This is a genomic window from Haloferax sp. Atlit-6N (genome assembly GCF_003383195.1).
In the GTDB taxonomy this organism is placed as follows: Archaea; Halobacteriota; Halobacteria; order Halobacteriales; family Haloferacaceae; genus Haloferax; species Haloferax gibbonsii.
In genome coordinates this window covers 808,529-832,213 of the sequence record NZ_QEQJ01000001.1, presented here as the reverse complement: position 1 = coordinate 832,213, position 23,685 = coordinate 808,529, and the positions used below count along the sequence as shown (strand labels likewise).

The window sequence follows — 23,685 nt, the reverse complement described above, 5'->3', positions numbered from 1 at the left end:
TCCTCGAATAAGGTATTTTCCTGCATAGTTTGTGTAGTAATATAGTCTCTCGCGGCGCGAGTCGTGGGATATTGTGGCTCGGTGTGCGAATAGTTCTCAATTATCCGCGCCGCGGTACCAGCCCGCACATTTATTTTGAACGTTAGTGAAGGATAGCGCGTATGAAGAAACCACTCCTGGTGACGGAGTTCCTCGACCGCGCGCGGCGGTACTACGGGGACGAGGAGGCGGTCGTGGCGACGACCGGCGAGCGCTTTACCTACGACGAACTCGGCGAGCGCGCCGACGGCTTCTCGGCGGCGCTCCAGTCCCGCGGCGTCGAGAAGGGAGACCGGGTCGCGGTGCTCGACCCGAACACCCACTACCACCTCGAAGCCGCCTACGGGTCGATGCAGCTCGGAGCCGTCCACATGCCGCTGAACTACCGGCTCGTCCCGGCCGACTTCGAGTACATGCTGAACGACGCGGACGTGACGGCCGTCTACGCCGACTACGCCTTCGCCGAGAAGATAGACGAGGTCCGCGACGAGATTCCGACGGAGATCTTCGTCACGAACGACCCCGAGAAGGCCGCCGAATCGACCGACGGCGAGTGGCTCGACTTCGACGAGTTGGTCGCAGAGTCGACCGACTACGAGCGCCCGGAGATGGATGAAGACGACATCGTCACCATCAACTACACCTCGGGGACGACCGGCGACCCGAAGGGCGTCTGTCGGACCCACCGCGCGGAGACGATTCACGCCTACCTCGTCTCGATGCACCAGGACATCGCCGACGACGACGTCTACCTCTGGACGCTCCCGATGTTCCACGTCAACGGCTGGGGGCACATCTACGCGATTACCGGACACGGCGCGAAGCACGTCTGCACCCGCGGGGTCGACGCCGAGACCGTGTTGGACGCCATCCGCGACGAGGACGTGTCGTATCTCTGCGCCGCGCCGACGGTGCTGAACATCCTGATGAAACACTACCGCGAGGAAGGCGGTGTCGAGACGACCGGCGCGAGCCCCGTCCGGGCGGCGACCGCGGGCGCGGCCCCGCCCGAGGCGACGATTCGGACCGTCGAAGACGAGTTCGGCTGGCGGCTCATGCACGTCTACGGGGCCACCGAGACCGGCCCGCTCATCACGACCTCGGAGGCCGGTCGCTACCTGGGGGACGGCGACGACCGCTTCGGCGTGAAGAAGAAACAGGGTATCGGCTACCTCGGCACCGACGTTCGCGTCGTCGACGAGAACGGAAACGACGTGCCGAGAGACGACCAGTCCATCGGCGAAATCGTCGTCGCGGGCAACCAGGTGATGGAGAAGTACTGGAACAAACCCGAGGAGACGGAGGAGGCCTTCTCGGCGCGGCTGGAGGGCTACTACCACATGGGCGACCTCGCGGTCGTCGACGAGAACGGCTTCATCAGCATCCAGGACCGCAAGAAGGACATCATCATCTCCGGCGGCGAGAACATCTCCAGCATCGAACTGGAGGACACGCTGTTCGACCACGACGAGGTCGCCGACGTGGCGGTCATCCCCGTCCCGTCCGACGAGTGGGGCGAGTCGCCGAAGGCGTTCGTCGTGCCGACGGGCGGCGACCCCGACGCGCCGGGCGTCACCGCCGAGGCGCTCATCGAGTTCTGTCGGGAGCGCATCGCGACGTACAAGGTGCCGAAGGAAATCGAGTTCGTCGCCGAACTCCCGAAGACCGCGACCGGGAAGATTCAGAAGTACGAACTGCGCGAGCGGGAGTGGGAAGACGAGGGGCGGATGGTCGGGGAAGGATAGGAACGACCGCGTTAAGCCCGCGTTTCTGCGGGTAGCAGGGTCTTAACCGCGGCCGAGGGGTCTCGTTTGGAGGGCGTGCGCGGTTCAGCGGTCGTTGCAGGGGCAGTCGAGGCCGAGGGAACCCGGGTTGTTGTTGAACGCGTCGAGGGTGTCTTTGAGCTTCTCGCCGTCGACGCCGCCGGCGTACCAGCTCGTCTGTTTTCCGTTGCCGTTGCTTCCCCAGCTAGAGTTACTGAGCCACGTGCCGGCCATGTTCTTGACTTCCTCGATGGTGTAGCCCGCGTAGTAGCCGTACTGGATAGTCGCGCCGCCACTCGTGCATCCCGGGTCGTTACCCGGTCTGTTCCGGAGGTTGAGGATGATGGCGAGGTAGTGTTTCGCCATGATATTCGCCTTATCGCCCTTCGTGGGCGCGACGAGGAACTCGCGCCACTCGTCGTGGGTCTTGGTGACGTCGCGGAGGGTGTATTCCGAGTTGGGTCCCTCGCCGAGAACCGCCCAGTTGTCTTCGGGGTCGCTGTACTCCGCGTGGTTCGCCCAGTAGCCGGGCGTCTTGGGACACATGGTCGCTGCCACGGAGCCGGAAACCGCGGGGATGCCGATACCGATGCCGAGCGCCGACATCGCGCCGAGTCGGAGCACGGAGCGTCTTGTCGGTTTGAATCCGTCGTTCGTGTCGTCTGTCATAGTAGTGCCACGGAGGGTGGCTGATGCATTATTTGCGCTTTGCCGGGTTAGTTATAAATCGGACATTCACGAAGGGCGGGAGCTTAACGGTCGCTGTCGAACCGGGAGAATCACGTTGAAACGGTGGAATCCGCGTATATATATCTAGTATTCTGATAGTTGTGAACCGATAGTCGACCCGCCCACGCGGTCGGCGACGCTGCGGACTCGCGGGCGCAGCGCCCTCACTGAAGCGAGTTCGTCGGCTCTGTTCGCCGCCCTCGACGACCGGCCTAAGGGGGACGAACGTGGCGAGCAAGTCCACCACCGGCGCGTATTTTACGTCTGCAACGCGTGGGACGTAACGAAGCGCCCGCTCCCCCGGTGCCTCCGGCCGGTGGCTCCCTTATACTATCCCGTAGACGACTCGATTCTATCATTATTGTTAATACAAGTAATAGGGAATCCATACATAACTATTATTAACGATGTATCCGCCGATGTGTCTATGGCACGGGATAACAAGTCTCTAAATCGACGAGACGTGCTGAAGGCGACTGGTGCTGTTGGGACCGCTGGCTTGGCAGGGCTGGCGGGGTGCACCGGCGGCGGTGACGGAAGCGATGGAAGCGGCGGTGGAGGGGGTGGCGGCGGAGACGACGAGTATCCGGCGCTGGGCAACTTCCCCATCGAGGGCGACACGGCCACGTTCGGCTTCAACGTCCCGCAGTCGGGACCGTACGCCTCGGAGGGTGAAGACGAGCTTCGGGCCTATCAGCTCGCGGTGAAGCACCTCAACGAGGGCGGCGGCTGGGTCGACTCGCAGTTCGACGACCTCTCCGGCGACGGCGTCCTCGGCTACACCATCGACCACGTGGACGGGGACACGGCCACGGACGCGGACCAGGCGCGGCAGTCCGCCTCGGGGATGATTCAGCGCGACGACGCCATCATGATTTCGGGCGGGTCGTCCTCGGCGGTCGCCATCGCGGTGCAGGGGCTGTGTCAAAACGAGAAAGTCATGTTCATGTGCTGTCTGACGCACTCGAACGACACCACCGGAAAAGACTGCGTCCGCTACTCCTTCCGCGAGATGTTCAACGCCTACATGACGGGGCAGGCGCTCGCCCCGGTCGTCCGCGACGCCTACGGCGAGGACCTGCAGTTCTACCAGCTCTACGCCGACTACAGTTGGGGGCAGACCCAGCAGGCGTCGATGGAGCAGTTCATGACGGACGTCGCCGGGTGGGAGCAGATCGAGTCGGTCGCGACCCCGCTCGGGACGTCCGACTACTCGACGTACCTCTCGGAGGCACAGAGCTCCGGTGCGGACGTGCTCATCTTGAACCACTACGGCCTCGACGGCGCGAACTCCATGCAGCAGGCCATCGACGCCGGCATCGACGAGGACATGGAGATCATCGTTCCGCTGTACAACCGCCCGATGGCGGAGGCGGCGGGCGGTGCGATAGAGGGCATCTACGGCACCGTCGCGTGGGACTCGCAGATAGACAACACGCCGTCGCAGGAGTTCACGCAGGCGTTCCGAGACGAGTACGACCGGACGCCGTCGGGCCCCGCTCAACTGGCGTACGCACAGACGCTCCAGTACGCGGCCGCCGTCGAGCGCGCGGGCACGTTCTACCCGCCGGAGGTCATCAAGCAACTCGAAGACTACGAGTACGACAACATCGGGATGGGCTCGGAGACGATGCGCGGCTGCGACCACCAGGCGCAGCGAGACGTGCCGGTCGTCCAGGGGCTTCCCGCCTCCGAGCAGAGCGAGGGGACGTACTTCAACATCGTCAACATCACCAGCCGCGACGACCTCGGCTACGCGTGCGACGCCGGGCCGGCGGCCGAGTGTGAACTCGGGTCCTACGAGTAGACACTCACCTCCACCGTTATCTTAATGAAAGTTAATCGCAGACAACCACGCACACGTAAATGAGTAAGTTTAGCATACCCATGGTAGTTCGCGCTTCGAACATCCGAGGCGGAGGTGAGGGGCGATGAGCCTTCTGTCGGACGTACTCGTCATCCTGCTCAACGGGCTGCAGCAGGGGGCTATCTACGTCCTCTTAGCGGTCGGTCTCTCCATCATCCTCGGCACGCTCAAGTTCGTCAACTTCGCGCACGGCGCGCTGTATCTCGTCGGCACGTACGCGGGGCTGTTCGTCGCGCTGAACGTCCCGCTTTCGAACGGGAAACTGGCCGAGTGGGGCTTTTCGAGCTTCGGGCTCGACATCGGCTTCTTCGCCGCCCTGCTTTTCGTCCCGCTTTTCGTCTTCGGCGTCGGCCTGCTGATGGAGCGGTACCTCGCGCGGGCGTTCTACGACCGGCCCGACACCGACCAGATTCTCGTCACGTTCGGGCTCGCAATCGTCGTTCAGGAGCTGTTCCGCGTCCTGTTCGGCAGCAACAGCCTGCCGTTCGAACAGCCCGAGCGAATCCTCTCGTTCGGCTCGTTCGCCGGTCTTCCCGTCTCCGGCCCGATAGCGCTGCCCATCGTGGGTAACTTCCCGCAGTGGCGGCTCTGGGTCATCGGCATCACGGCCGTCCTCGTGGCGCTCGTGTACCTGCTCGTCGAGTACACCGACTTCGGTCTCGTCGTTCGCGCCGGGACCCGCGACGCCGAGATGGTCCGACTCCTCGGCATCAAAATCACCCGTCCGTACATCGTGGTCTTCGGCATCGGCGCGGCGCTCGCCGGGGTTGCGGGCGTCGTCGGCGGCCCGCTGAACGTCGTCAACCCGACCATCGGGACGAACATCCTCGTCCCGGCGTTCCTGACGGTCGTCATCGGCGGGGTCGGAAGCATCGCCGGCGCGGTCCTCGGCGGTATCGTCTTCGGCCTCACGACCGCCGCCCTCGTCTCCTTCGCGCCCGCGTGGTCGCAGGTCGGCCTGTACGCCATCGCGGCCATCGTCCTCCTGACGCGGCCGCAGGGCCTCCTCGGCGACGAAGAGGTGACGCCATGAGCGAGAAGGACGCCAACCCGAGCGCGAAGGACGCGCTCGTCGGCGGCACCCTCTTCGGTCGCTGGGAGAAACTCCGCGGCCGCGAGGGGACGGTCGTCGGTATCACGGCCATTCTCGTCGCGGTGTTCCCGTACCTCTTCGCCCGCGCACCCGTCGTCTCGGGGTTCCTGCAGGGCTACCAGAGCCTCGCGACGCTCATCCTCATCTGGGGCATCTTCGCCATCGGCTTCGACCTGCTGCTCGGCTACACCGGACTGCTCTCGTTCGGCCACGCGGCCTTCTGGGGCGGCGCGGCGTACGCCGCGGGCATCGTCGCCAAGAACGTCAGCGGCGACCCCATCGTGATGGTCGTCTCGGGGACGCTTTTCGCCGTGCTCCTCGCGTGGGTGCTCGGCTTCCTGTCGCTCCGCCGCGGCGGCATCTACTTCTCCATCCTCACGCTGGCGTTCGCCCAGATGTTCTACTACATGGCCGCGTCGCCGCTGGCGTTCCTGACCAACGGCGAAAACGGCCTGACCGGCGTCGAGGTCGGCAGTTTCCTCGGCGTCATCCACCTCGAAGCGGACGTGCCGTCCATCGGCGGGATGCTCCTCGGAACGTGGCTCTACGCCTTCGTCGGCGTCTTCTTCGTCGGCGCGGTCGCGGTCGCCTACCGCATCCTCAACTCCCCCTACGGGATGGTGTTCCGCGCCATCCGCGAGAACGAACAGCGCGCGGAGTTCGTCGGACTCAACGTCTGGCGGTACAAGCTCATGGCGTTCATCATCTCGGGCGGGTTCGCGGGCGTCGCCGGGAGCCTCTTTACCATCCACGGTGCGTACGTTCCGCTCCAGTCGCTGTTCTGGACGGAGTCCGGCGACATCGTCGTCATGACCGTCCTCGGCGGCGCGGGCTCGATGTTCGGACCGGTCCTCGGTGTCGGACTGTACCTCTACATCGAGAACATCGTCAGCACCATCCAGGCGCTGACGATTCCCTTCACGGGCATCGTGCTCGTCCGGGACTTCGGGTTCTACTGGCACCTGCTCTTGGGCGTCGTCTTCGTCGCGGTCGTCTGGGTCGTTCCGGACGGCCTGTGGGGCATCCTGAACCGGCTCCGCGAACTCGCGGTCGACCTCGGTTCGAAGGCGGCGAAGCGACTTCGCGCGCGCTCCGAGAACGGAGGTGGCGGCCAATGACGCTCCTCGAAACGGAGAACCTCGTCAAGGAGTTCGGCGGCCTCGTCGCGACCGACGACGTGAACCTCACCGTCGAGGAGGACGAGCGCGTCTCTATCATCGGCCCGAACGGCGCGGGGAAGTCGACGCTCATCAACCTCATCACGCGACGGCTCGACCCGACGAGCGGCGATATCCGGTTCAAAGGCGAGTCAATCGTCGGCCTCGAACCGCATCAGGTGGTCCAACGCGGCGTCTCGAAGTCGTTCCAGACCGCCTCTATCTTCCCCGACCTCACCGTCAGGGAGAACGCCGAAATCGCGGCGCTGGCGGCCGAGCGCGGTGCGTTCGGCTTCGAGTTCCTGAGACACCGCGACAGCCTCACGGACGTACACGGCGTCGCCCGCGACACGCTCGACTCGGTCGGGCTGTTGGACCGCGCGGACACTATCGCGACCGACCTTCCCTACGGCGACAAGCGTCGCCTCGAAATCGGTATCGCACTCGCGAGCGAGCCCGACCTGCTCCTCATGGACGAACCGACCGCCGGCATGTCTCCCGAGGAGACGAAGTCGACGGTCGACCTCATCGAGCGGGTCAAACGCGACCACGGGCTCACGTTCGTCCTCGTCGAACACGACATGGAAATCGTCTTCAGCATCTCAGATCGCATCGTCGTCCTCAGCCGCGGCGGCATCATCGCCGAGGGGACCCCCGACGAGATTCGGGGCAACGAAGCCGTCCAAGAGGCGTACCTCGGAGGTGTCGAGCTATGAGCCTCCTCGAAATCGACGGTATCGACGCCTACTACGGCGAGAGCCACATCATCCGCGACCTCTCGATGAGCGTCGAGGAGGGGGAGATCTGCGCGCTCCTCGGCCGCAACGGCGCGGGCAAGACCACCACGCTCCGGTGTATCGCCGGCGCGACGCCGCCCGACGTTCGGAAGGGGCAGATTCGGTTCAAGGACGGCGACATCACGGGCGTCGCCGCGGAAGACGTGTCGGTGCAGGGAATCTCCCTCGTGCCCGAAGAGCGGCGCATCTTCCCGAACCTCTCGGTCGCCGAGAACCTCCACCTCGCGGAGGTCGTCAACAACAAATCGAACACGTGGGGTCGGTCGCTGTCGTTCGGTCACAAGGGGATGTCGACCGAGGAGGTCTACGACCAGTTCCCTCGGCTGGACGAGCGGAAAGACCAGCGCGCGGGGACGCTCTCGGGCGGCGAACAGCAGATGCTCGCCATCGCGCGCGCTCTGAAGCAGAACACGGACCTGCTCCTCCTCGACGAGCCGTACGAGGGGCTCGCGCCCAAGATTATCGAGGACGTGGAGGACGCGGTCGAGCGCATCAGCGACGCGGGGACGACCATCCTCCTCGTCGAACAGAACGCCGCGGCGGCCATCAAACTCGCCGACCGCGCGTACGTCATCGACCAGGGGAGCATCGTCTTCGACGGGAGCGCCGACGAACTCCGCGAGGACGACGAGACCCGCGAGCGGTACCTGGGGGTCTGACCGTGGCCGCGACCCACGCCGACCCCGAGACGGCGCTCGAAACGCTCATCGCCGCCGGCGCGGTCGACGAAGCGCCCGACGGGACGCTCTCGACGACGGCGGAGTTCGAGAAGACGCTCGCCGTCTACCACGACATCTACGGCGCGGTTTCGACCGAGGAGTTCCACCAGACGGTCTCGGACCTCTTCGGCGTCGCGCCCGAGAACGTCGAGGAGCGACTCGACGAGTTCGGCGTCACCAGAGCCGACGTGGTCGCCTACCTCGCGGCGAAGTCGTTCCTCGACGCGCCGGTCGAACAGGACTCGCTGTTGGTCATGGCGGGCCTGCTCGTCGAGATGACCTCGTCGTCGCCGGTGCCGGCCCCGCTCGACGAACTCGACGACGACACCTTCGAATCCTACCTCGCAGACCACTCGGACGCCGTCGTTTTCGTCTGGCGACGCTTCTGCGAGCCCTGTGACGCGATGAAGGAGGACCTCGGCGCTGTCCTCGACCGAGTCCCGGACGGCGTCGCGGCCGCGGGCGTCGACGGCGAGACGGCCGACGAGTTCTGTCGGTCTTTCGAGGTCGACGCGGCGCCGACGGTGCTGTGCGTTCGCGACGGCGACCTGCGAGAACGAGCGTCCGGCCGTCAGACCCCCGACGAAGTCGCGGGACTCTTCGACCGGGTCTACTAGTCTTTTCGCTTCGTCGTGCCCGTCACCATGACGGGCCGCTCGGAGTTCAGAATCACCGTCTGCGTGACGCTCCCGAACAGCGCCTTCCCCGCCGGCGAGCGCTTCCGTCCGGCGGTGACGATGAGATCCGCGTCCTCCTCGTCGGCGAACTCGATGATGACCTCCGCGGGGTCGCCCGACGACTCGTTGACGTCGTACTCGATACCGCGGTCTTCGAGGAACTCGCCGGCCTCCCGGACCGAGTGAATCTGCGTCGCCGACGCCCCGCTCGGGTTGTCGGTGAAACTGTGGACGAGCGTCACCTCCTTCTCGTCGGGTTCGCCGGGGAGATTCGCGACCTCTTCGACGCACGCGAGCGCGTGCTCCGCGTCGTCATCGACACCGATTACCACGTGATACATACTACCACGTCCCGGTCGCCGGTCTTAGTATTTGTGCTGAACGTTCGTGCGAATTAGGCCGCGTCGTCGAGTCCCGCCGAGACGTAGACCACGAGCGCGAGCGGGGCGCCGAGGACGAGCGCGATGGTCAGCGCGCCGTAGGCCGCAAAGCCGAGGGGCGTCGGCGGGAACGGCACCAGAAAGAGGAACCGGGGGGCGCTGAGCCCCGAGACGAACGTGCCCGTGAGGTAGCCCGCGGCCCCGGCGACGGCGACGAGGGCGGCGTACAGTCCGAGGACGAAGCGGTGACCGCCGACGTTCGAACTCACGGTCCACGCTCGGGGGCGGACGCTGTTAGGGGTTTCCGTTCGCCTCGGGAGGTGGCGGTTCCCGTCCGCGTACCGATGCACCTTTTGCCGCACGCCCTAAGGGTGAGCTATGTCGGATACCGATATCCTCGGACTCGTGCTCGGGGCCATCGCGATACTGATGTTCGCGACGGGCGTCCTCCTCGTCGTCTGAGCACCGCCCGGTTTTCCGCGCCGCCGCATCGAGAGCAGTCGCTTTTCTCCACCGTGACCGTCGTCGCTCGCGAGCGGCGGCGCTGGCGATGTCGTGCTGGCGATGTCGTGATGTTTCAGCGCACGCGAGCGACCGACAGCTACGATAACACAAGTGCGGGCGCGTGGACGCACGGACAGTCAGCGCCGTCGGGCGCGTTCGCTCTCGAAAGACAGCGTCCGAAAAATGAAACCGAAACGCCGGCGAGCGGCGTCGACTACGCGTCGTCCGCGGATTCCGCGTCCGCGTCGTCGACCGTTTGTCCGCCGTCGGTGGCGAGTTCGGTCTCTTCTTCGCCGCCGTCGGTGACGGCCGTCTCCAGTTTGCGCTCGAACCAGGTCCACTCGGCCGTGACGAGGTCGTCGTCGGCGAGGTCCCACGGGTCGCCGTCTTGGACTTCGCGGCCTTCGAGCCACGACTGGACGAAGTTCCAGACGAAGATTATCTGGCCGACGAGCAGGATGAGCGCGCCGACCGTGGCAACCTGATGGAGCGTCGCGAACTGCGGCAGGTAGGTCGCGTAGCGACGCGGCATCCCGCCGTAGCCGAGCAGAATCATCGCGAAGAACGTCAGGTTCGTCCCGACCATCGAGAGCCAGAAGTGCCACTTACCGAGCGTGACCTGGTACATCCGGCCGGTGTAGATGGGGAACCAGTAGTAGAGCCCGGCGAAGCCGGCGAAGGCGATGGCACCCATGACGATGTAGTGGAAGTGTCCGACGACGTAGTAGGTGTCGTGGAGCACGAGGTCCACCGGAATCGACGCGAGGAAGACGCCCGTCACGCCGCCGATGATGAAGTTCGAGACGAAGCCGATACAGAACAGCATCGGCGTCGTGAGGCGAATCTTCCCGTTCCACATCGTCGTAATCCAGTTGAACGTCTTGACCGCGCTCGGTATCGCGATGGCCAGCGAGACGGCCATGAACGAGGCGCGGAGACGGGGGTCGATACCCGTCGCGAACATGTGGTGCGCCCAGACGCCGAACGAGAGGACGCCGATGGCGAGCGTGGAGTAGACGACGAACTTGAACCCGAAGAGCCGACGGCCCGCAAAGCGCGGGAGCACGAGGCTCACGATGCCCATCGGGGGCAACACGAGGATGTACACTTCGGGGTGGCCGAAGAACCAAAACAGGTGTTGCCAGAGAATCGCGCCGCCGTCGACCGAGAAGAACATCGTACCGAAGTTCCGGTCGAGAAGCAGCATCACGATGGCGCTGCCGAGAAGCGGGAACGCGAAGAGGATGAGCCCCGACTGGGTCAGAATCGTCCACGAGAAGATGTCGAGATTCGCCCACGAGACCTTCTCGTTGCGCTCCGTGAAGATGGTCGCGATGAAGTTGATCGCACCCATCGTGGCCGAGACACCGGAGAGGTGCAGGCCGAGGAGCATCAGGTCGACGCCGGCGTTCATCTGGTTGCCGGAGCCGACACCGGCGGAGAGCGGCGTGTACATCGTCCAGGCCGTCTGCGCCGGGATGACGTCCGGGATGGGGAAGAACCCGGCCCAGATGAGAAGCGCCGCCGGCGGCAGGAGCCAAAAGGCGATGGCGTTGATACGCGGGAACGCCATGTCGTCCGCGCCGATGAGAAGCGGGATAAAGTAGTTCGAGAACGCGGCGATGATGGGCGTCCCGAACAGGAACAGCATCGTAATCCCGTGGCTTGTGAGCAACGAGTTGTAGAACGTGTTCGAGATAAGCGTCATCGACGGGTCCGCCAGTTCAATCCGCATCAGGACGACCATGAGTCCGCCCACGGCGAACGCGACGAGCGCGTACGCGCCGTAGAGCATCCCGATGTCCTTGTGGTCGACCGTCGTCAACCAACGGATGACCCCGGATGGTTTCTCCTCCGAGACGTACTGCTCTGCGGTACCACCGACCGTGCCTCCGCCCGCGAGCGGGGTGTACGACCGCCAGTCTTCGACCCGCGCGAGCCACGCGGCGACGGCGATGAGGAAGACCCCCATGAGCACCGTCAGTGCTAACTGTCCGTTAACCTCCATGGAAGTGCCTGAGTAGTGCAGGGTAATGAAAGATTCGGGACCGCCCTGCGATTCGAGGTGCTTTAAGCCGTCTCGTCCGCGGCTTCGACGGCGTCGTCATCCGTCGATTCTTCGAGTTCGGCCGTCTCTTCGCCCTCCGCTTCGTGAAGCGGCTTCGCGCCGGGAACGGTCGCCTGTCCGGGCGCGTAAACGGTGCCTTCCTTCTCGGAGCCCGCGATGGCCTTCCCCGAGAGGTAGGTGAGCGCGGCGAGGAGCACGAACGGCGCGATGAGAAGCGTGTACTGGAGCCCCGAAGTGAGCGATTCGAACCCAAACGGATTGACGAAGGTGAAAGCCACCACGAAAAACAGGATGATGGCCAGCGGAACCATGTTGACCGTGAGGTCGAGGATGGTCTCCTTGTCGAACGTCTTGGTTGCCATATCGAGACAGTCGGGGACGCTGTTCAAATAGATTGTTGGTTTCTCGTCCGGTCGGGGCGGGGTGGGACGGTCGCGTGGGCGTCCGCGGCGGTCAGAAGGTCTGTCGCTGCTCGCGGACGAACAGTTCGAAGACGACGCCGCCGACCACCAGCAGAATCGCGGCCGCGATGACCGCGTAGCCGCGGGTGACGAGGGCGAGGTCGGTGAACGCGAGTCCCGCGCCGAACGCGAGGAAGATGGCCGCAAGCGCGGTGACTGCGCGAATCGTCGAGGTGACGTAGCCGGACTCCTTGAGGATGCCGACGACGCTCCCGCCGAACAGGAGCAGGCCGCCGACGGCGAGTGGAAACAGGCCAAACAACAGACCCAACTCGGAGATGGGTATCCCGAGCGCGATGAACACGGGCCACGGACTGGCCGTGCGGTACTGGTCGGAAAGTCCCGGCGCTTCGTCCATACCCGTCCGTTGGACTGTGTGGTAACAAGCCCTTCGGAACCGAGACTAGCGGAGGGAGATGCCCTGTCGCGCGAGAAAGTCACTGACCGCACGAATCTCGACCGGGCTCCCGATGATTCGGCACGTGCCGCCGTCCTTTCGGTGGACGGAGACGATGAACTCCGTTTCGAGGTCGTCGCGCACGCTCTCCAAGAGGTCGCACGGGAGCACGATTTGCGTGCTATCGCGGAGCGTCCGAGGGTCGGGCATCGGTGTTCATCGGGCGGTCGAAGGGGTCGTGTATAACCGTGCCGATACTTGTCTGTTCGCGCACGCGAGACTACCACGGTACCCGACGCGTCGGCGCGTCGAAATCCGCCGCGCGGAAGGAAAGGGTTTTTCGACGGACGCGGCGGAACTGTTGACGATGGGACTGGAGGAGGAGATCGAAGATATCCGCGAGGAGATATCTAACACGCCGTACAACAAGTCGACCGAGGCGCACATCGGTCGGCTGAAGGCGAAACTCGCGGAACTGAAAGAGAAACTCGAAAACCAGAGTTCGGCCGGCGGCGGCCAAGGGTACGCCGTCGAGAAGACCGGCGACGCGACGGTCGCGCTCGTCGGCTTCCCCAGCGTCGGCAAATCGACGCTCATCAACGCCCTCACCAACGCCGACAGCGAGACGGGCGAGTACGAGTTCACGACGCTCAACGTGAATCCGGGGATGCTGAAGTACAAGGGCGCGAACATCCAGATACTCGACGTGCCGGGCCTCATCGAGGGGGCCGCTGGCGGTCGCGGCGGCGGCAAGGAGGTCCTTTCGGTCGTCCGCACCGCCGACCTCGTCGTGTTCATGCTCTCGGTGTTCGAGATAGAGCGCTACGAGCGGCTGAAACACGAACTCTACAACAACAAGATTCGGCTCGACACGTCCCCGCCGAACCTCTCTATCAACAAGAAGGGCAAAGGCGGCATCAACGTGACAAAAAGCGACAGCGTCGACCTCGAAGAGGAGACCATCAAGGGCATCCTCCGCGAGCACGGCTTCGTCAACGCCGAGGTGACCCTCCGCGGCGAGACGACCATCGACGAACTCGTCGACGGCATCATGAAAAACCGCGTCTACCTGCCGTCTATCGTCGCCGTCAACAAGGCCGACCTCATCGACAAGGACTACCTCCCGACCGTCGAGGAGAACCTCCGCGAGATCGGCCTCGACCCCGACGAGGTCACGTTCATCAGCGCCGAGGCCGAGAAGGGTCTCGACGCGCTGAAAGAGGAGATCTGGGACGCCCTCGGGCTCATCCGCATCTACATGGACAAGCCCGGCCGCGGTGTCGACTACGACGAACCGCTCGTCCTCCGCGAGGGCGACACCATCGACGACGCCATCCACGAACTCGGGGCCAAACTCGACGAGCGGTTCCGGTTCGCACGCGTCTCCGGGCCGAGCGCGAAACACGACGACCAGCAGGTCGGCCGCGACCACGTCCTCGCCGACGAGGACGTGCTCCGCATCATCGCCCAGCGGTGACGACCGACCCGGCGACCCGGTCGGCTTCGCGGTCGTCCGCGCGCCGCCGACTCCAGCTACTCCTCGTCTTCGTCCTCGGTCTCGTTCCGTGGTCCGTCCAGACGTTCACGGCCGGGGCTCTCACGCTCCTGTTCCCGTGGGGGCTCGTCGGCCCCTCGACCGGGAGCGTGACGACCATAACCGACTTCTTCCTGCGTTTTACGATGGGGCTTCCGGACTACATCCTCGTGTGGCCGGTCGGCGTCGCCTGCTACGCCGTCGCGCTCGGAAGCGCGCTCTCGGGCGTCCTGTTCGGCCGCGAGGACGTTCGACTCACCGCGGCCGGGCTCGCGCTCGCCGGCGTGACTCAGTTAGAGGTCGCCCGCGGGTTTTCGGTCCAACCGGGACGGACCGCGTGGCCGGTCGGTACCGTCCTCCTGTGGGCCGTGGCGGGGTTCGTGTATTGGTCGCGCGCGAGCGAGCGCGACCCGCGGTGACGCCGCTTCAGTCGTCCGCGGCCGTCTTGGGCCGGTAGTTTCGACTGACGGCCTTCCACGTCCCCGTCTTGAAGCGGTAGTAGTTCAGCGCCGCCGGAATCGTCGTCTCGGCGAGGAACGCCAGATAGAGTCCGACGAGCCCAAGCGAAGTGACGGAGCCGATGTAGGTGAGCGGAATCGACCCGAGGAACATCCCGACGAACTGGCTGCCGAACGTCCAGCGGGTGTCGCCGCTGGCGTCGAGCGGACCCGCGGACCCGCCGGAGACGCCCTGTAAGATGACTGCGATGCAGGCGACGTAGACGAGGTCGATGGCGATGGGGACTGCCGGATCAGCCGGGTTGTCCACGAATCCGAGGACGATGGGGCGAGCGAATATCGCCACGAGGGCCGCCGAGACGATGTACGTGGCGACGGCGAACCGAATGACTTCGTTGCCGTAAGCCTCGGCGGTCTGCTCGTCGTCCTTGCCGAGCGCCTGCCCGACGAGGCTCGACGACGCCAGTCCGAATCCCCAGCCGGGGGTGTTCATCAGTCCCCAGATACGGCGGGCGATGACGAACGCCGCCACCACGTCCGGCCCGAAGCTGTCGAGGATGGCGAGCATCGGGAACTCGGCGACCGTCCAGACGAGCCCGCGACCCATCACGGGGAGGCCGATTTTGACGAGGTCGACGAGCGTCCGGGGGTCGACGAACGACCCGAAGGGGTCGATGGTGACGGGGAACGCGCCGACCCCGGGAAGCGACCCGCGAGACAGGCCGACTGCGAACGCGCCGGCGACGACGACGTTCGAGAGGACGGTCCCGAGGGCGGCGCCCTCAACGCCCATGTCGAGGCCGAAGATGAGCACCGCGTTGAGGACGATGTTGATGACCGCGCCGCTCGCGCGGAGCGTCATCGCGGTGTAGGCGTCGTCGCTGCCGACGAGGACTCGGCTCCCGATGAGGTTCAGGCCGGCGAAGGGGACGCCGAGGCCGACGATTCGGAGGTACGCCGCCCCGAGTTCGATGGCTCCTTGGTTGCTGCTCAGCACGGAGATGAGTTCGGTGGGAAACAACCAGAAGACGGCCGTGACGGGGAGCGTGGCGACGACGGTCAAGAGCGCGCTCGACCGTACCGCGAGTCCTAACTCGTCTATCGCGTCCGCGCCGAAGCGCTGGGAGACGAGTGCGATGGTCCCCCCGGCGATACCGCCGCCGAGTGCGAAGGCGAGCCCCCAGTACGGCCCGGCGAACCCGACGCCGGTGATGGCGACGGTCCCGGAGGCGATACCCACCATCGCCACGTCGACGGCGTTCTTCGACATCCGGGCGATGCCGGTGACGACGCGGGGCCACGAGAGGTCGGCGATGCGGACCGCGCGCTCGCGGTCGAGGAGACCGAATCGGGCGAGCGCCAGCCCGATGCCGAGGATGAGGAGGCGAACGGGATTGGGGACCGGGAACACTGCCGAATCGTAACTTCGGGGAGTACTTATGCACCACGTAACGGACCGAAAGTTCCGGTAGACGGCGTGTGGCAACCATCGACGGTGGGTTCCGCGTTCGGTACGTTTTTCGCCGGCGCGACACATCACTCGGGTATGTCCGGAACCCTCGACCACGTGATGATTCGCGTCGAAGACCTCGAGGAGTCGCTCGACTGGTACACGACCCACCTCGGCTACGAGGAGAAGGGTCGCTGGGAGGCCGACACGTTCACTAACGTCTACCTCGGTCCCGAGGACCTCCACGAGGAGGGCGCGGTCCTCGAACTCACCTACAACCACGGCGACCACACCTACGAGATGGGCGACGCGTGGGGCCACATCGCGGTCCGCGTCCCCGAGGACGAACTCGAATCCTCCTACCAGCAGCTCATGGACGAGGGCGTCGAGGACTACCGCGACCCCGAGTCCTGTGGCGGTCGCTACGCGTTCGTCAAGGACCCCGACGGCCACGAGGTCGAAATCGTCAAGCGGGACCACGGCGCGAAGTGGAGCCTCGACCACACGATGATTCGCGTCGAGGACGCCGACGAGGCGCTCGGCTTCTGGACCCGCAAGTTCGGCTACGAGCACACCGGCCGCTGGGAGTCCGACACCTTCGCGAACTACTTCATGAAGCCCGAGGGCGCGGCCGAAGAGGCGATGGCCGTCGAACTCACCTACAACTACGACGGCCGGAGCTACGAGATGGGCGACGCGTGGGGCCACCTCGCCGTCAGCGCCGACGACCTCCACGACTACTGGGAGACGCTCATGGAGCGCGAGGCCGAGGACTACCGCGACCCCGAGTCCTGCGACGACATGTTCGCGTTCACCAAGGACCCCGACGGCCACGAAATCGAAGTCATCCCCGCCGACTTCGAGTCACCGGAATAACAGGTAGAATTTCTAACACTCTGCCGGTTCTGTTTATTCGCTGAACAGTACTCGTCTCTCGACGCTCTCCACGGAGAGACATTCCACAAAGTATTTATCCAATCTCCGGAGAGTCGCTTTCGTACCCCTACCCAAAGTGAAAATCAGCGAGTAATCCCCCCGCCCGACTACCCACGGGCGTACGGGAAAAAGCTGCTTCGCCGCTTATAGACTCATCTATAACAATGACAGCAAACAAACAAGTTCGCGCGGTTCTGCTCGCTGCGCTGATGGTTTTCTCGGTCTTTGCCGGGTCCATCGCGTTCACGGGCACTGCCGCTGCGGCGGCTTCCTCTCCCGACGTCACCACGACGCCGGTTGACAAGGGCCCGTCCGCAACGGTTGCCGTTGATGTCACGGACGACACCAGCGGGGACAGCCCCGGACTGCACGCATGGATTGACGTGAACGGTGACGGCTATTACAACGCCTCTGAACCGTCCGCAAGTGACACCAGCTACACTGGTGGCGACACGGTCAGTATCACGGGTATTTCGGTCTACTCCAACATCTCTGCTGGCACTTACAACGTTTCGGCCGTCGAAACCGGCTCCTTCGCTGTAGGCACCCAGGAAGATGTTCACGATACTGTGGAGATCACCGCCGCCAACCCTGCTGACTTCAACTCCGCCACCCACTTCGACGATGGCACGCCGAAGGTCGAAGTCGCCTTCGACGAGGCCGTCACGGTCAACGAGATGAACGTCACGGACGGCGAGACCAACCTCTCGCAGTCCGTCTCCGTCTCCAGCGGCCAAGTCAACGTCACCCTCAGCCAGGTTTACACCGACGACCTCGAAGTCACGTACAACGTGACGGACACGTCCGGTAACACGGCCACCGCGACTGAGGACGTCACCTTCGCTCCGATCTACGTCGCAAACGAGTCCAACAACACGGCCTACCAGGGCTCCAACGTCGCGGTCGTCGCGAGCGCGGTGGACACCGACGTCGAAGTCGAAGGCGCTGACGACGACAACAACTACCAGTTCTCCGGTTCCACTGGCCCCAACAGTCAGGTCTTCGTCTTCGACACGGACGGCAAGACCCTCGACACGTACCAGTTCACGGTCGGCGGCGCCCAGAAGGCGCAGGTTGACGTTCGCGACCTCGGTCTCGAACTCACCGTCGACGACCTCAACATCACGACCAAGGACGGTATCGAAGGCTCCGTCTCGGCTAACGCGGGCGACCGCACCGTCGACATCGTCGCACTTGACGACGACGGCGACGAGGTCGAGGACACCGAGACGACCGTTACGCTCAACGGCCAGGGTGAAGCCGACTTCAACCTGAGCTCGGTCGACGCTGGCGAGTACACGATTGAGGCGACTGACGCCTTCACGGGCGTCACGCTCGAGTCCGACACGGTCACCGTCTCGAAGGCCAAGGACTCCACGGGTGACTTCGCGTCGTCCGTCATCAACGAACAGGTCGGCGACGTCGCCGAAATCACCGTCACGCTCGACGGCACGGACACCGGGACGGTCACCATCGGTGACTACAGCCTCGGTTACAGCGCGAACGTCACCGTCGAAGACGACAACGACGACGGTGAGGTCGTCCTTCTGTTCAACAGCTACGCACCGAAGAAGACCTCCTCGTTCGACGTTGACGACAGCGACGACGAGTACACGGTCGAGGACATCACCACGGATATCCCGAGCGGTGAGACCCTCGACGCCGGCGATTACGACCTCGAGGTCGCCACCGGCGGCGAGGCCGACAACGTCGCGACGCTCGTCCTCGAAGACCGCAGCACCGACAGTGTCGCCACTTGGACGGCACCCACGGGCGCTGACCTCACCGAGACCGAAGACGTCTACGACGCCATCGAGAACGAGAACCTGACGCAGACGGACTCGCTTGCTAACGGCGACGTCGTCGTCACGCAGGTCTCCGCGACGGGCCTCGAAGGCGCGTTCGACGCGTCGAACTTCGACGCCCTCTCGGGCACGCAGTTCAACCTCACGGTCGAGCAGACGAACCCCGGACCGAACCGCGACGCGAAGGTTCTGGGTATCAACAGCTCGAGCGCCACGATCATCGCTGACGGTGACAACGACACGTACTTCATCGTCTACGACCTCGACGACGTCTCTGCCTCGCGCACGGACTACTACGACAACACCTCGACGCTCTACGAAGTCGAGGACGACGACGCGTTCAACGCGACGTTCACCGTCCTCGAAGACGGTGACCTCGCCGAAGACGACGAGTCGGCATCCGACGAGTTCGAAGTCGTCACCCCCGAACTCGAACTGGACCAGGACGAGTTCGCGGTCGGTAACGCCGCCGAGCAGTCCATCTCGGGCACGGCCACCGTCGCCCCCGGTACGGAACTCACCATCCGCGTGACCTCCGACGGCGACACCCAGCCGCGCTTCCTGAAGACCGCTTCGGTGTACGTGCAGGCCGACGGCACGTTCTCCTCCGCGTTCGACTTCTCGGAGCAGAACCTCAACGACACGTTCGAAGTGACGGCTTCCGTCGACTCCGGCACGGCTGACGATGCGACCGCTGACGGCATCGTCGGCGAAGCCATGGAGACGACGACGGCCGCGGAAACGACCACCACCGAGGAATCCACGGAAACGACCACCACCGAAGAGTCGACCGAGGAGCCCACGGAAACGGCAACCGCGACCGAAGAGCCGACTGAGGAAGCGACCGAGGAGACCACCGAGTCCAGCACGCCTGGCTTCGGTGTCGTTGTCGCCCTCGTCGCCCTCGTCGCCGCGGCACTCCTCGCAGTCCGCCGCGACAACTAACGACCGCTAATCCACCACCGGGGTTCTCCCGGTCCCCTCAACACTTCTTTATCGACCGCCCACACAGCGGCGGCGCTGCGCGTTCGGGTCGACCCAACGGTCGCGTGGATTCGACGCCCGGAACGACAAGGGATTTATTCGCTCCACCGCATCGAACACGTATGCCCGGTCTCCTCTCCGACGTCCTCGCGTGGCTGGTCATCGGTACCTTCGTCGCCGGCGCGGTCGCCAACGGGCGAGACCGCGAGCTCGGACGGCGGGTGATGACCGCAGCGTGGGTGTTGTTTGCGGTCTTCTGGCTCCAACTCATCCCGCATTTCACGCTCGTTCACAAGAGCTACATCGAGGGGCTGTTGACCATCGCGGCCGTCCCGGCGTCGCTCTACGCCGGGTGGCTCCTCTACAACGGCCGCGACACGCTGTTCGTTCTCTCGCGGGCCGTCGCCGCCATGGGCGTGGTCTACCTTCCCTTCGAGACGATTCCCGCGCTGACGCTGTTCGGGACGACCATCCCGGCCCCGCGGGGCGTCCTCATGGAGTCCGTCGCGGCGCAGACGCGCTTCCTCATCGAGTCGCTGGGCTACACCCCCCAGATGATTCCCGGCGACGAGGGCTATCTGAACACGTTCCTGTGGATGCAGGGCTCTCACCGAATCGAAATCTCGGTCGTCCTCGCCTGTACCGGTCTCGGTAGCATCGCCATCTTCGCCGGGCTCATCGCCGCCGTCGACGCCCCGATGCGACGGAAGCTCCGCGGACTCGCTATCGCCGTTCCCATCATCTACGCGCTGAACCTACTGCGGACGACGTTCATCACCATCTCAGTCGGCAAACAGTACTTCCAGTGGTTCGTCGACGAGGTTCTGTTCCTCTTCGGCTCGTCGGACCCCTACATGGTGTCGTTTTTCATCTCCGACCGCATCATCAGCCAGGCGCTCGCGGTCGTCGCCCTCGTCGGCATCACGTACCTCGTCGTCCAAGAGGTGCCGGAACTCCTCACCGTCATCGAAGACGTGCTCTATATGGTGACCGGCGAGGAGTACGACCTCAGAAGTGAGTTGGGCCTCGACGGCCGGGCGTAGTCGGCTCCGTGCGGACGTAGTTCCGGTTTCGTTCTCGTTCTCGTTCGATTCTCGTCTCGCCTCAGTTTTCGTCGTCGAACAGTTCTTCGGGCGCGCCGCCGAGCGCCGAGAGCGCGTCGGCTTCGACGTGGTGGACCTCGCCGGGGATGACGAGCATGTGCAGCGGTTCGCCGAAGTCGCGCTCGGCGAGCGCCGACAGCCGGTCCGCCGCGACGACGGGGTCCGGACTCCCAGCCCGGCAGACGGCCACGCCCAGGGCGTCGCCGTCCCAGTGTTCGGCGAAGAGTTCGGCGGCGTAGTCGGCGGTCATGTACTGGTCGCCGTCGACCTCGACGCCGCGACGACCCTCCCAGTCGACCTTGATGTCGAGGTAGACCAGCGTGTGCAAGCCGAGTTCGCGGTTCGCTTCGAGCGAGTCGACGACGCTCTTCGGCACCGGGTCGCCGCCGTGAACGTACGGGAACGGGAGCGTCACGGCCTTCCCGAAGCGGTAGTTCTGGAGTCCAGTCAGGCCGCTGGCGGCGGACTGGGCGGTCACGCCGTGGACGAGTCGCGTCTCGATACCGCGTTCTTCGGCCCGGAGGCGCAGGTCGACGTGCGTGGTCGAAATCATCGTGTCGCCGGCGGTGAGGAACGCGACGTGATCGTCCTCCGCGGCGTTGAGTATCGGCTCGGGGTCCTGTTCGACGCCGGCGCGGTCGCGGACCTCGATGTCGATGTCGTGGTAGGCTTCGAGTTCCTCGACGGTCGCGCCGACGAGGTGGCTCGTGTAGAACTCCGCGAAGGCGCGGTCGGCGTCCGCGAGCGCCTCCCGCCCTTCGACGGTGATGGAGCGCTCGTCGTACAGCCCGAGGCCGATGAAAGTGAGCATGTCCGTCCTCTGTCGCGGGCGATGATAAGCGGCGTGACCTCCGACGAGACGACGATGCCCATTGTTTGAGATTGTCCAACACACTATTGTAGTTTGGCGGAAAATATCACCTCTGCATGGCAACCGACAGCCGCACACTAGAGACGGAGATGTTCGGACGACCGGTACGGTTCGACTACTCGGAGCGGTGGGTGGGCTACTCGCTTTTCCTCCTCAGAGTGGTGATGGGGTGGACGCTGTTCCAAGGCGGCATCACGAAGCTCGTGACGTACCTCGATGCGGACCCCTCGAACAACTGGACCGCGGCGGGCTACCTCGCCAACGCGATTCCCGCGGGGAACCCCCTGATGGGGCTGTGGAGTTCGATGGCGGGGAGCCCGCTCATCGACATGCTGAACATGTGGGGCTTGACGCTCGCGGGATTGGCGCTCATCCTCGGCGCGTTCGTCAGATTTAGCGCCTTCTGGGGCGCAGTTATGATGCTGTTCTACTGGGCGGCGGCGCTCGAAGGCGGCATCCTCGCCGGACTGCCGCTGGCTCACGGCTGGGTCGTCGACGACCACATCGTCTACGCGGTGTTGCTGTTCGGTCTCGGTGCGTTCGGTGCGGGTCGTATCCTCGGCGTCGACGCCTACCTCGAAAACATGGAGTTCGTGCGGCGTAACCGGTGGATGAGTCTCGTCATGGGCTGACGACCGCGCACCAGCGACCGTTCTTTGGCCCCCGGCGCCGAACCCGACGGAACTTTCTCGACTGCCGCGTTTCGTTCGACTGATGTCGACACCTCGTGCGACGGTCTCCTGTCCGACGTGCGGCCTCGAAGAACACTTCTCTAAGCTCGCCGACGCGCGTCTCCGAATCGAAGAACACCGCGCGGAGACCGGACACGACCCCACGTGGGAGTTGGGACGGTTCGCACCCGGCGTGGAGAAGATGGGCGACGAAGCGGGCGTCTGCGGTGTGAACCTCGACGGGGACCGCTGACCGACATTCCGCACCCCAGCCCCGCCGAGCGTCGAGTCAGCGGATATGAGATTCATAACAATACGATATTCCGCCGAACGAGTGGGTATGTGGTGTGAACGGTGCGGACGGGATACGACGGTTCGGAGACACGCGGTAGACGAGTTCACCGGATTCCTCTGTAGCGACTGTCGGGTCGTTTGGGACCGGTTTACCTCGGCGTAGCCGACGGAGGCGGTTCGGGCACCCGTTTCGCCGGCGCCGATAGCTACTTTTCGACCCGGTCGATAGCTGTGTCCGATGGTCGATGGAACCCGAGTCGCGGCCGTAGACGACGTCCCCGAAAACGGGTCGTACCTGTTCACCGCGGAGGACGCGTATTCGCGGACGAAAGAGCTCATCCTCGTCCGATGCGACGACGAGTCGGGCATCGAAGCGTGGCCGAACACGTGCACCCACGAGAACCAGCGGTTCGACCGCGGGACCGGTGCGGCGATGCGCGACGGCGAGATCATCTGCCCGAAACACGGGTCGATGTTCGACGCCTGTTCCGGCGCGTGCGAAAACGGCGAGGCGGCCGGTACCAGTCTCCCCGAGGTGGATGTCACGGTCGCCGACGGCGGCGTCTTCCTGATTGACGACGAGTACACCTATCTCTACGAGGGCGCGGCCCGAGACGACGAGGACGACGAGGATGACGACGATATTCCGAGTTCGACGTCACACATCGGATTTTAGGTCGCCCCTGCGACGCCCCGCCGCCGCGACCGTCGGTGCAGTGGTTGCCTACTGGTCGGAACCGGGCGAGAAGACACGCTCGGGTCTCGACGCGCTTAGGTCCGGCTCGGGTTCGAGTTCGAGGACGTTTCGACGCGGGCTGACCGCCGTTCGCACGGCGACTACTCGAACGGGTTAGTCGACGCCCGCCTTTTCGGAGCGTCCACAACTACTCAGAGATGGGCGCGTGGTTCTGACGCGGCTGCTGCGGGA

24 protein-coding genes are annotated in these 23,685 nt (G+C 64.7%); 15 read left to right on the top strand and 9 right to left on the bottom strand.

Going from position 1 to position 23,685, the window contains the following annotated elements:
• The first annotated feature begins 161 nt into the window (after positions 1-161).
• Positions 162-1,784, top strand: coding sequence for a long-chain-fatty-acid--CoA ligase (locus tag DEQ92_RS04290; protein ID WP_115820459.1), 1,623 nt, complete (start codon positions 162-164; stop codon positions 1,782-1,784).
• 84 nt (positions 1,785-1,868) lie between these two features.
• Here DEQ92_RS04290 and DEQ92_RS04285 read toward each other — a convergent pair whose 3' ends face one another.
• A complete protein-coding gene (locus DEQ92_RS04285; protein ID WP_115804661.1) occupies positions 1,869-2,471 on the bottom strand; it encodes a Tat pathway signal protein in 603 nt (200 codons plus the stop codon).
• A gap of 559 nt (positions 2,472-3,030) precedes the next feature.
• On the opposite strand from DEQ92_RS04285, the gene DEQ92_RS04280 reads away from it, so the two are divergent.
• From DEQ92_RS04280 to DEQ92_RS04255, 6 genes are all read left to right on the top strand, one after another.
• The gene (locus DEQ92_RS04280) at positions 3,031-4,338 is read left to right on the top strand and encodes a substrate-binding protein (protein ID WP_197092924.1); all 1,308 of its coding nucleotides are present in this window, start codon (positions 3,031-3,033) and stop codon (positions 4,336-4,338) included.
• A gap of 124 nt (positions 4,339-4,462) precedes the next feature.
• Positions 4,463-5,431: a branched-chain amino acid ABC transporter permease gene (locus DEQ92_RS04275; protein WP_050458806.1), complete on the top strand. Its 969-nt coding sequence runs from the start codon at positions 4,463-4,465 to the stop codon at positions 5,429-5,431.
• Positions 5,428-6,609, top strand: coding sequence for a branched-chain amino acid ABC transporter permease (locus tag DEQ92_RS04270; RefSeq protein WP_004972526.1), 1,182 nt, complete (start codon positions 5,428-5,430; stop codon positions 6,607-6,609). The genes DEQ92_RS04275 and DEQ92_RS04270 overlap by 4 nt, the downstream gene beginning before the upstream one ends.
• Complete coding sequence (locus DEQ92_RS04265) at positions 6,606-7,364, top strand: ABC transporter ATP-binding protein (protein WP_004972525.1); 759 nt, start codon at positions 6,606-6,608, stop codon at positions 7,362-7,364. Before DEQ92_RS04270 ends, DEQ92_RS04265 begins: the two co-directional genes overlap by 4 nt.
• Positions 7,361-8,104, top strand: coding sequence for an ABC transporter ATP-binding protein (locus DEQ92_RS04260; protein WP_004972524.1), 744 nt, complete (start codon positions 7,361-7,363; stop codon positions 8,102-8,104). The genes DEQ92_RS04265 and DEQ92_RS04260 overlap by 4 nt, the downstream gene beginning before the upstream one ends.
• A 2-nt stretch (positions 8,105-8,106) precedes the next feature.
• Entirely contained in the window at positions 8,107-8,781 is a 675-nt protein-coding gene (locus DEQ92_RS04255) for a co-chaperone YbbN (RefSeq protein ID WP_115804663.1), read from the top strand.
• Here DEQ92_RS04255 and DEQ92_RS04250 read toward each other — a convergent pair.
• The 6 genes from DEQ92_RS04250 to DEQ92_RS04225 all read right to left on the bottom strand — a co-directional run bounded on the left by DEQ92_RS04250 (position 8,778) and on the right by DEQ92_RS04225 (position 12,861).
• Complete coding sequence (locus DEQ92_RS04250; RefSeq protein ID WP_004972522.1) at positions 8,778-9,182, bottom strand: universal stress protein; 405 nt, start codon at positions 9,180-9,182, stop codon at positions 8,778-8,780. The two genes, DEQ92_RS04255 and DEQ92_RS04250, sit on opposite strands and share 4 nt — an antisense overlap.
• A gap of 53 nt (positions 9,183-9,235) precedes the next feature.
• Positions 9,236-9,490 (bottom strand): hypothetical protein, encoded by a 255-nt coding sequence (locus tag DEQ92_RS04245; RefSeq protein WP_004972521.1) that lies wholly within the window; start codon positions 9,488-9,490, stop codon positions 9,236-9,238.
• A 449-nt stretch (positions 9,491-9,939) separates the two neighbouring features.
• Positions 9,940-11,697 (bottom strand): cbb3-type cytochrome c oxidase subunit I, encoded by a 1,758-nt coding sequence (locus DEQ92_RS04240; protein ID WP_004972520.1) that lies wholly within the window; start codon positions 11,695-11,697, stop codon positions 9,940-9,942.
• Between the two features lie 98 nt (positions 11,698-11,795).
• Positions 11,796-12,155, bottom strand: a complete 360-nt coding sequence (locus DEQ92_RS04235) for a DUF6684 family protein (RefSeq protein WP_049904941.1) — start codon at positions 12,153-12,155, stop codon at positions 11,796-11,798.
• A gap of 91 nt (positions 12,156-12,246) precedes the next feature.
• Entirely contained in the window at positions 12,247-12,612 is a 366-nt protein-coding gene (locus tag DEQ92_RS04230; RefSeq protein WP_115804664.1) for a cox cluster protein, read from the bottom strand.
• A gap of 45 nt (positions 12,613-12,657) precedes the next feature.
• A complete protein-coding gene (locus DEQ92_RS04225; protein ID WP_050458807.1) occupies positions 12,658-12,861 on the bottom strand; it encodes a hypothetical protein in 204 nt (67 codons plus the stop codon).
• Positions 12,862-13,018: 157 nt separating this feature from the next.
• Here DEQ92_RS04225 and DEQ92_RS04220 point away from each other — a divergent pair, with 157 nt between their 5' ends.
• Positions 13,019-14,128: a GTP-binding protein gene (locus DEQ92_RS04220; RefSeq protein ID WP_004972516.1), complete on the top strand. Its 1,110-nt coding sequence runs from the start codon at positions 13,019-13,021 to the stop codon at positions 14,126-14,128.
• Complete coding sequence (locus tag DEQ92_RS04215; RefSeq protein WP_115820458.1) at positions 14,125-14,604, top strand: TIGR04206 family protein; 480 nt, start codon at positions 14,125-14,127, stop codon at positions 14,602-14,604. Before DEQ92_RS04220 ends, DEQ92_RS04215 begins: the two co-directional genes overlap by 4 nt.
• Before the next feature lie 7 nt (positions 14,605-14,611).
• Here DEQ92_RS04215 and DEQ92_RS04210 read toward each other — a convergent pair whose 3' ends face one another.
• Positions 14,612-16,054, bottom strand: coding sequence for an MATE family efflux transporter (locus DEQ92_RS04210; RefSeq protein WP_004972514.1), 1,443 nt, complete (start codon positions 16,052-16,054; stop codon positions 14,612-14,614).
• 135 nt (positions 16,055-16,189) lie between these two features.
• On the opposite strand from DEQ92_RS04210, the gene DEQ92_RS04205 reads away from it, so the two are divergent.
• From DEQ92_RS04205 to artA, 3 genes are all read left to right on the top strand, one after another.
• Positions 16,190-16,969, top strand: a complete 780-nt coding sequence (locus DEQ92_RS04205) for a VOC family protein (protein WP_049904940.1) — start codon at positions 16,190-16,192, stop codon at positions 16,967-16,969.
• A 224-nt stretch (positions 16,970-17,193) separates the two neighbouring features.
• Entirely contained in the window at positions 17,194-19,779 is a 2,586-nt protein-coding gene (locus tag DEQ92_RS04200) for an ArtA-dependent S-layer glycoprotein (protein WP_115804665.1), read from the top strand.
• A gap of 161 nt (positions 19,780-19,940) precedes the next feature.
• Positions 19,941-20,861, top strand: coding sequence for an archaeosortase A (gene artA / locus DEQ92_RS04195; protein WP_004972511.1), 921 nt, complete (start codon positions 19,941-19,943; stop codon positions 20,859-20,861).
• Positions 20,862-20,922: 61 nt separating this feature from the next.
• On the opposite strand, the gene dph5 is transcribed toward artA, so the two are convergent.
• A complete protein-coding gene (gene dph5, locus DEQ92_RS04190; RefSeq protein WP_115804666.1) occupies positions 20,923-21,732 on the bottom strand; it encodes a diphthine synthase in 810 nt (269 codons plus the stop codon).
• Positions 21,733-21,881: 149 nt separating this feature from the next.
• On the opposite strand from dph5, the gene DEQ92_RS04185 reads away from it, so the two are divergent.
• The 3 genes from DEQ92_RS04185 to DEQ92_RS04175 all read left to right on the top strand — a co-directional run bounded on the left by DEQ92_RS04185 (position 21,882) and on the right by DEQ92_RS04175 (position 23,433).
• Positions 21,882-22,424: a DoxX family protein gene (locus DEQ92_RS04185; RefSeq protein ID WP_004972507.1), complete on the top strand. Its 543-nt coding sequence runs from the start codon at positions 21,882-21,884 to the stop codon at positions 22,422-22,424.
• A gap of 82 nt (positions 22,425-22,506) precedes the next feature.
• Positions 22,507-22,716: a hypothetical protein gene (locus DEQ92_RS04180; RefSeq protein WP_004972506.1), complete on the top strand. Its 210-nt coding sequence runs from the start codon at positions 22,507-22,509 to the stop codon at positions 22,714-22,716.
• A 279-nt stretch (positions 22,717-22,995) separates the two neighbouring features.
• Entirely contained in the window at positions 22,996-23,433 is a 438-nt protein-coding gene (locus tag DEQ92_RS04175; RefSeq protein ID WP_004972505.1) for a Rieske (2Fe-2S) protein, read from the top strand.
• The last annotated feature ends 252 nt before the right edge of the window (positions 23,434-23,685 follow it).

Coding starts and splice junctions, on each gene's coding strand:
- DEQ92_RS04250 (WP_004972522.1), bottom strand. CDS start 9,182: ATGTATCACGTGGTAATCGGTGTCGATGACGACGCGGAGCACGCGCTC.
- DEQ92_RS04200 (WP_115804665.1), top strand. CDS start 17,194: ATGACAGCAAACAAACAAGTTCGCGCGGTTCTGCTCGCTGCGCTGATG.
- DEQ92_RS04225 (WP_050458807.1), bottom strand. CDS start 12,861: ATGCCCGACCCTCGGACGCTCCGCGATAGCACGCAAATCGTGCTCCCG.
- DEQ92_RS04275 (WP_050458806.1), top strand. CDS start 4,463: ATGAGCCTTCTGTCGGACGTACTCGTCATCCTGCTCAACGGGCTGCAG.
- artA (WP_004972511.1), top strand. CDS start 19,941: ATGCCCGGTCTCCTCTCCGACGTCCTCGCGTGGCTGGTCATCGGTACC.
- DEQ92_RS04180 (WP_004972506.1), top strand. CDS start 22,507: ATGTCGACACCTCGTGCGACGGTCTCCTGTCCGACGTGCGGCCTCGAA.
- DEQ92_RS04270 (WP_004972526.1), top strand. CDS start 5,428: ATGAGCGAGAAGGACGCCAACCCGAGCGCGAAGGACGCGCTCGTCGGC.
- DEQ92_RS04235 (WP_049904941.1), bottom strand. CDS start 12,155: ATGGCAACCAAGACGTTCGACAAGGAGACCATCCTCGACCTCACGGTC.
- DEQ92_RS04185 (WP_004972507.1), top strand. CDS start 21,882: ATGTTCGGACGACCGGTACGGTTCGACTACTCGGAGCGGTGGGTGGGC.
- DEQ92_RS04260 (WP_004972524.1), top strand. CDS start 7,361: ATGAGCCTCCTCGAAATCGACGGTATCGACGCCTACTACGGCGAGAGC.
- DEQ92_RS04290 (WP_115820459.1), top strand. CDS start 162: ATGAAGAAACCACTCCTGGTGACGGAGTTCCTCGACCGCGCGCGGCGG.
- dph5 (WP_115804666.1), bottom strand. CDS start 21,732: ATGCTCACTTTCATCGGCCTCGGGCTGTACGACGAGCGCTCCATCACC.
- DEQ92_RS04220 (WP_004972516.1), top strand. CDS start 13,019: ATGGGACTGGAGGAGGAGATCGAAGATATCCGCGAGGAGATATCTAAC.
- DEQ92_RS04205 (WP_049904940.1), top strand. CDS start 16,190: ATGTCCGGAACCCTCGACCACGTGATGATTCGCGTCGAAGACCTCGAG.
- DEQ92_RS04285 (WP_115804661.1), bottom strand. CDS start 2,471: ATGACAGACGACACGAACGACGGATTCAAACCGACAAGACGCTCCGTG.
- DEQ92_RS04230 (WP_115804664.1), bottom strand. CDS start 12,612: ATGGACGAAGCGCCGGGACTTTCCGACCAGTACCGCACGGCCAGTCCG.
- DEQ92_RS04175 (WP_004972505.1), top strand. CDS start 22,996: ATGGTCGATGGAACCCGAGTCGCGGCCGTAGACGACGTCCCCGAAAAC.
- DEQ92_RS04265 (WP_004972525.1), top strand. CDS start 6,606: ATGACGCTCCTCGAAACGGAGAACCTCGTCAAGGAGTTCGGCGGCCTC.
- DEQ92_RS04240 (WP_004972520.1), bottom strand. CDS start 11,697: ATGGGGGTCTTCCTCATCGCCGTCGCCGCGTGGCTCGCGCGGGTCGAA.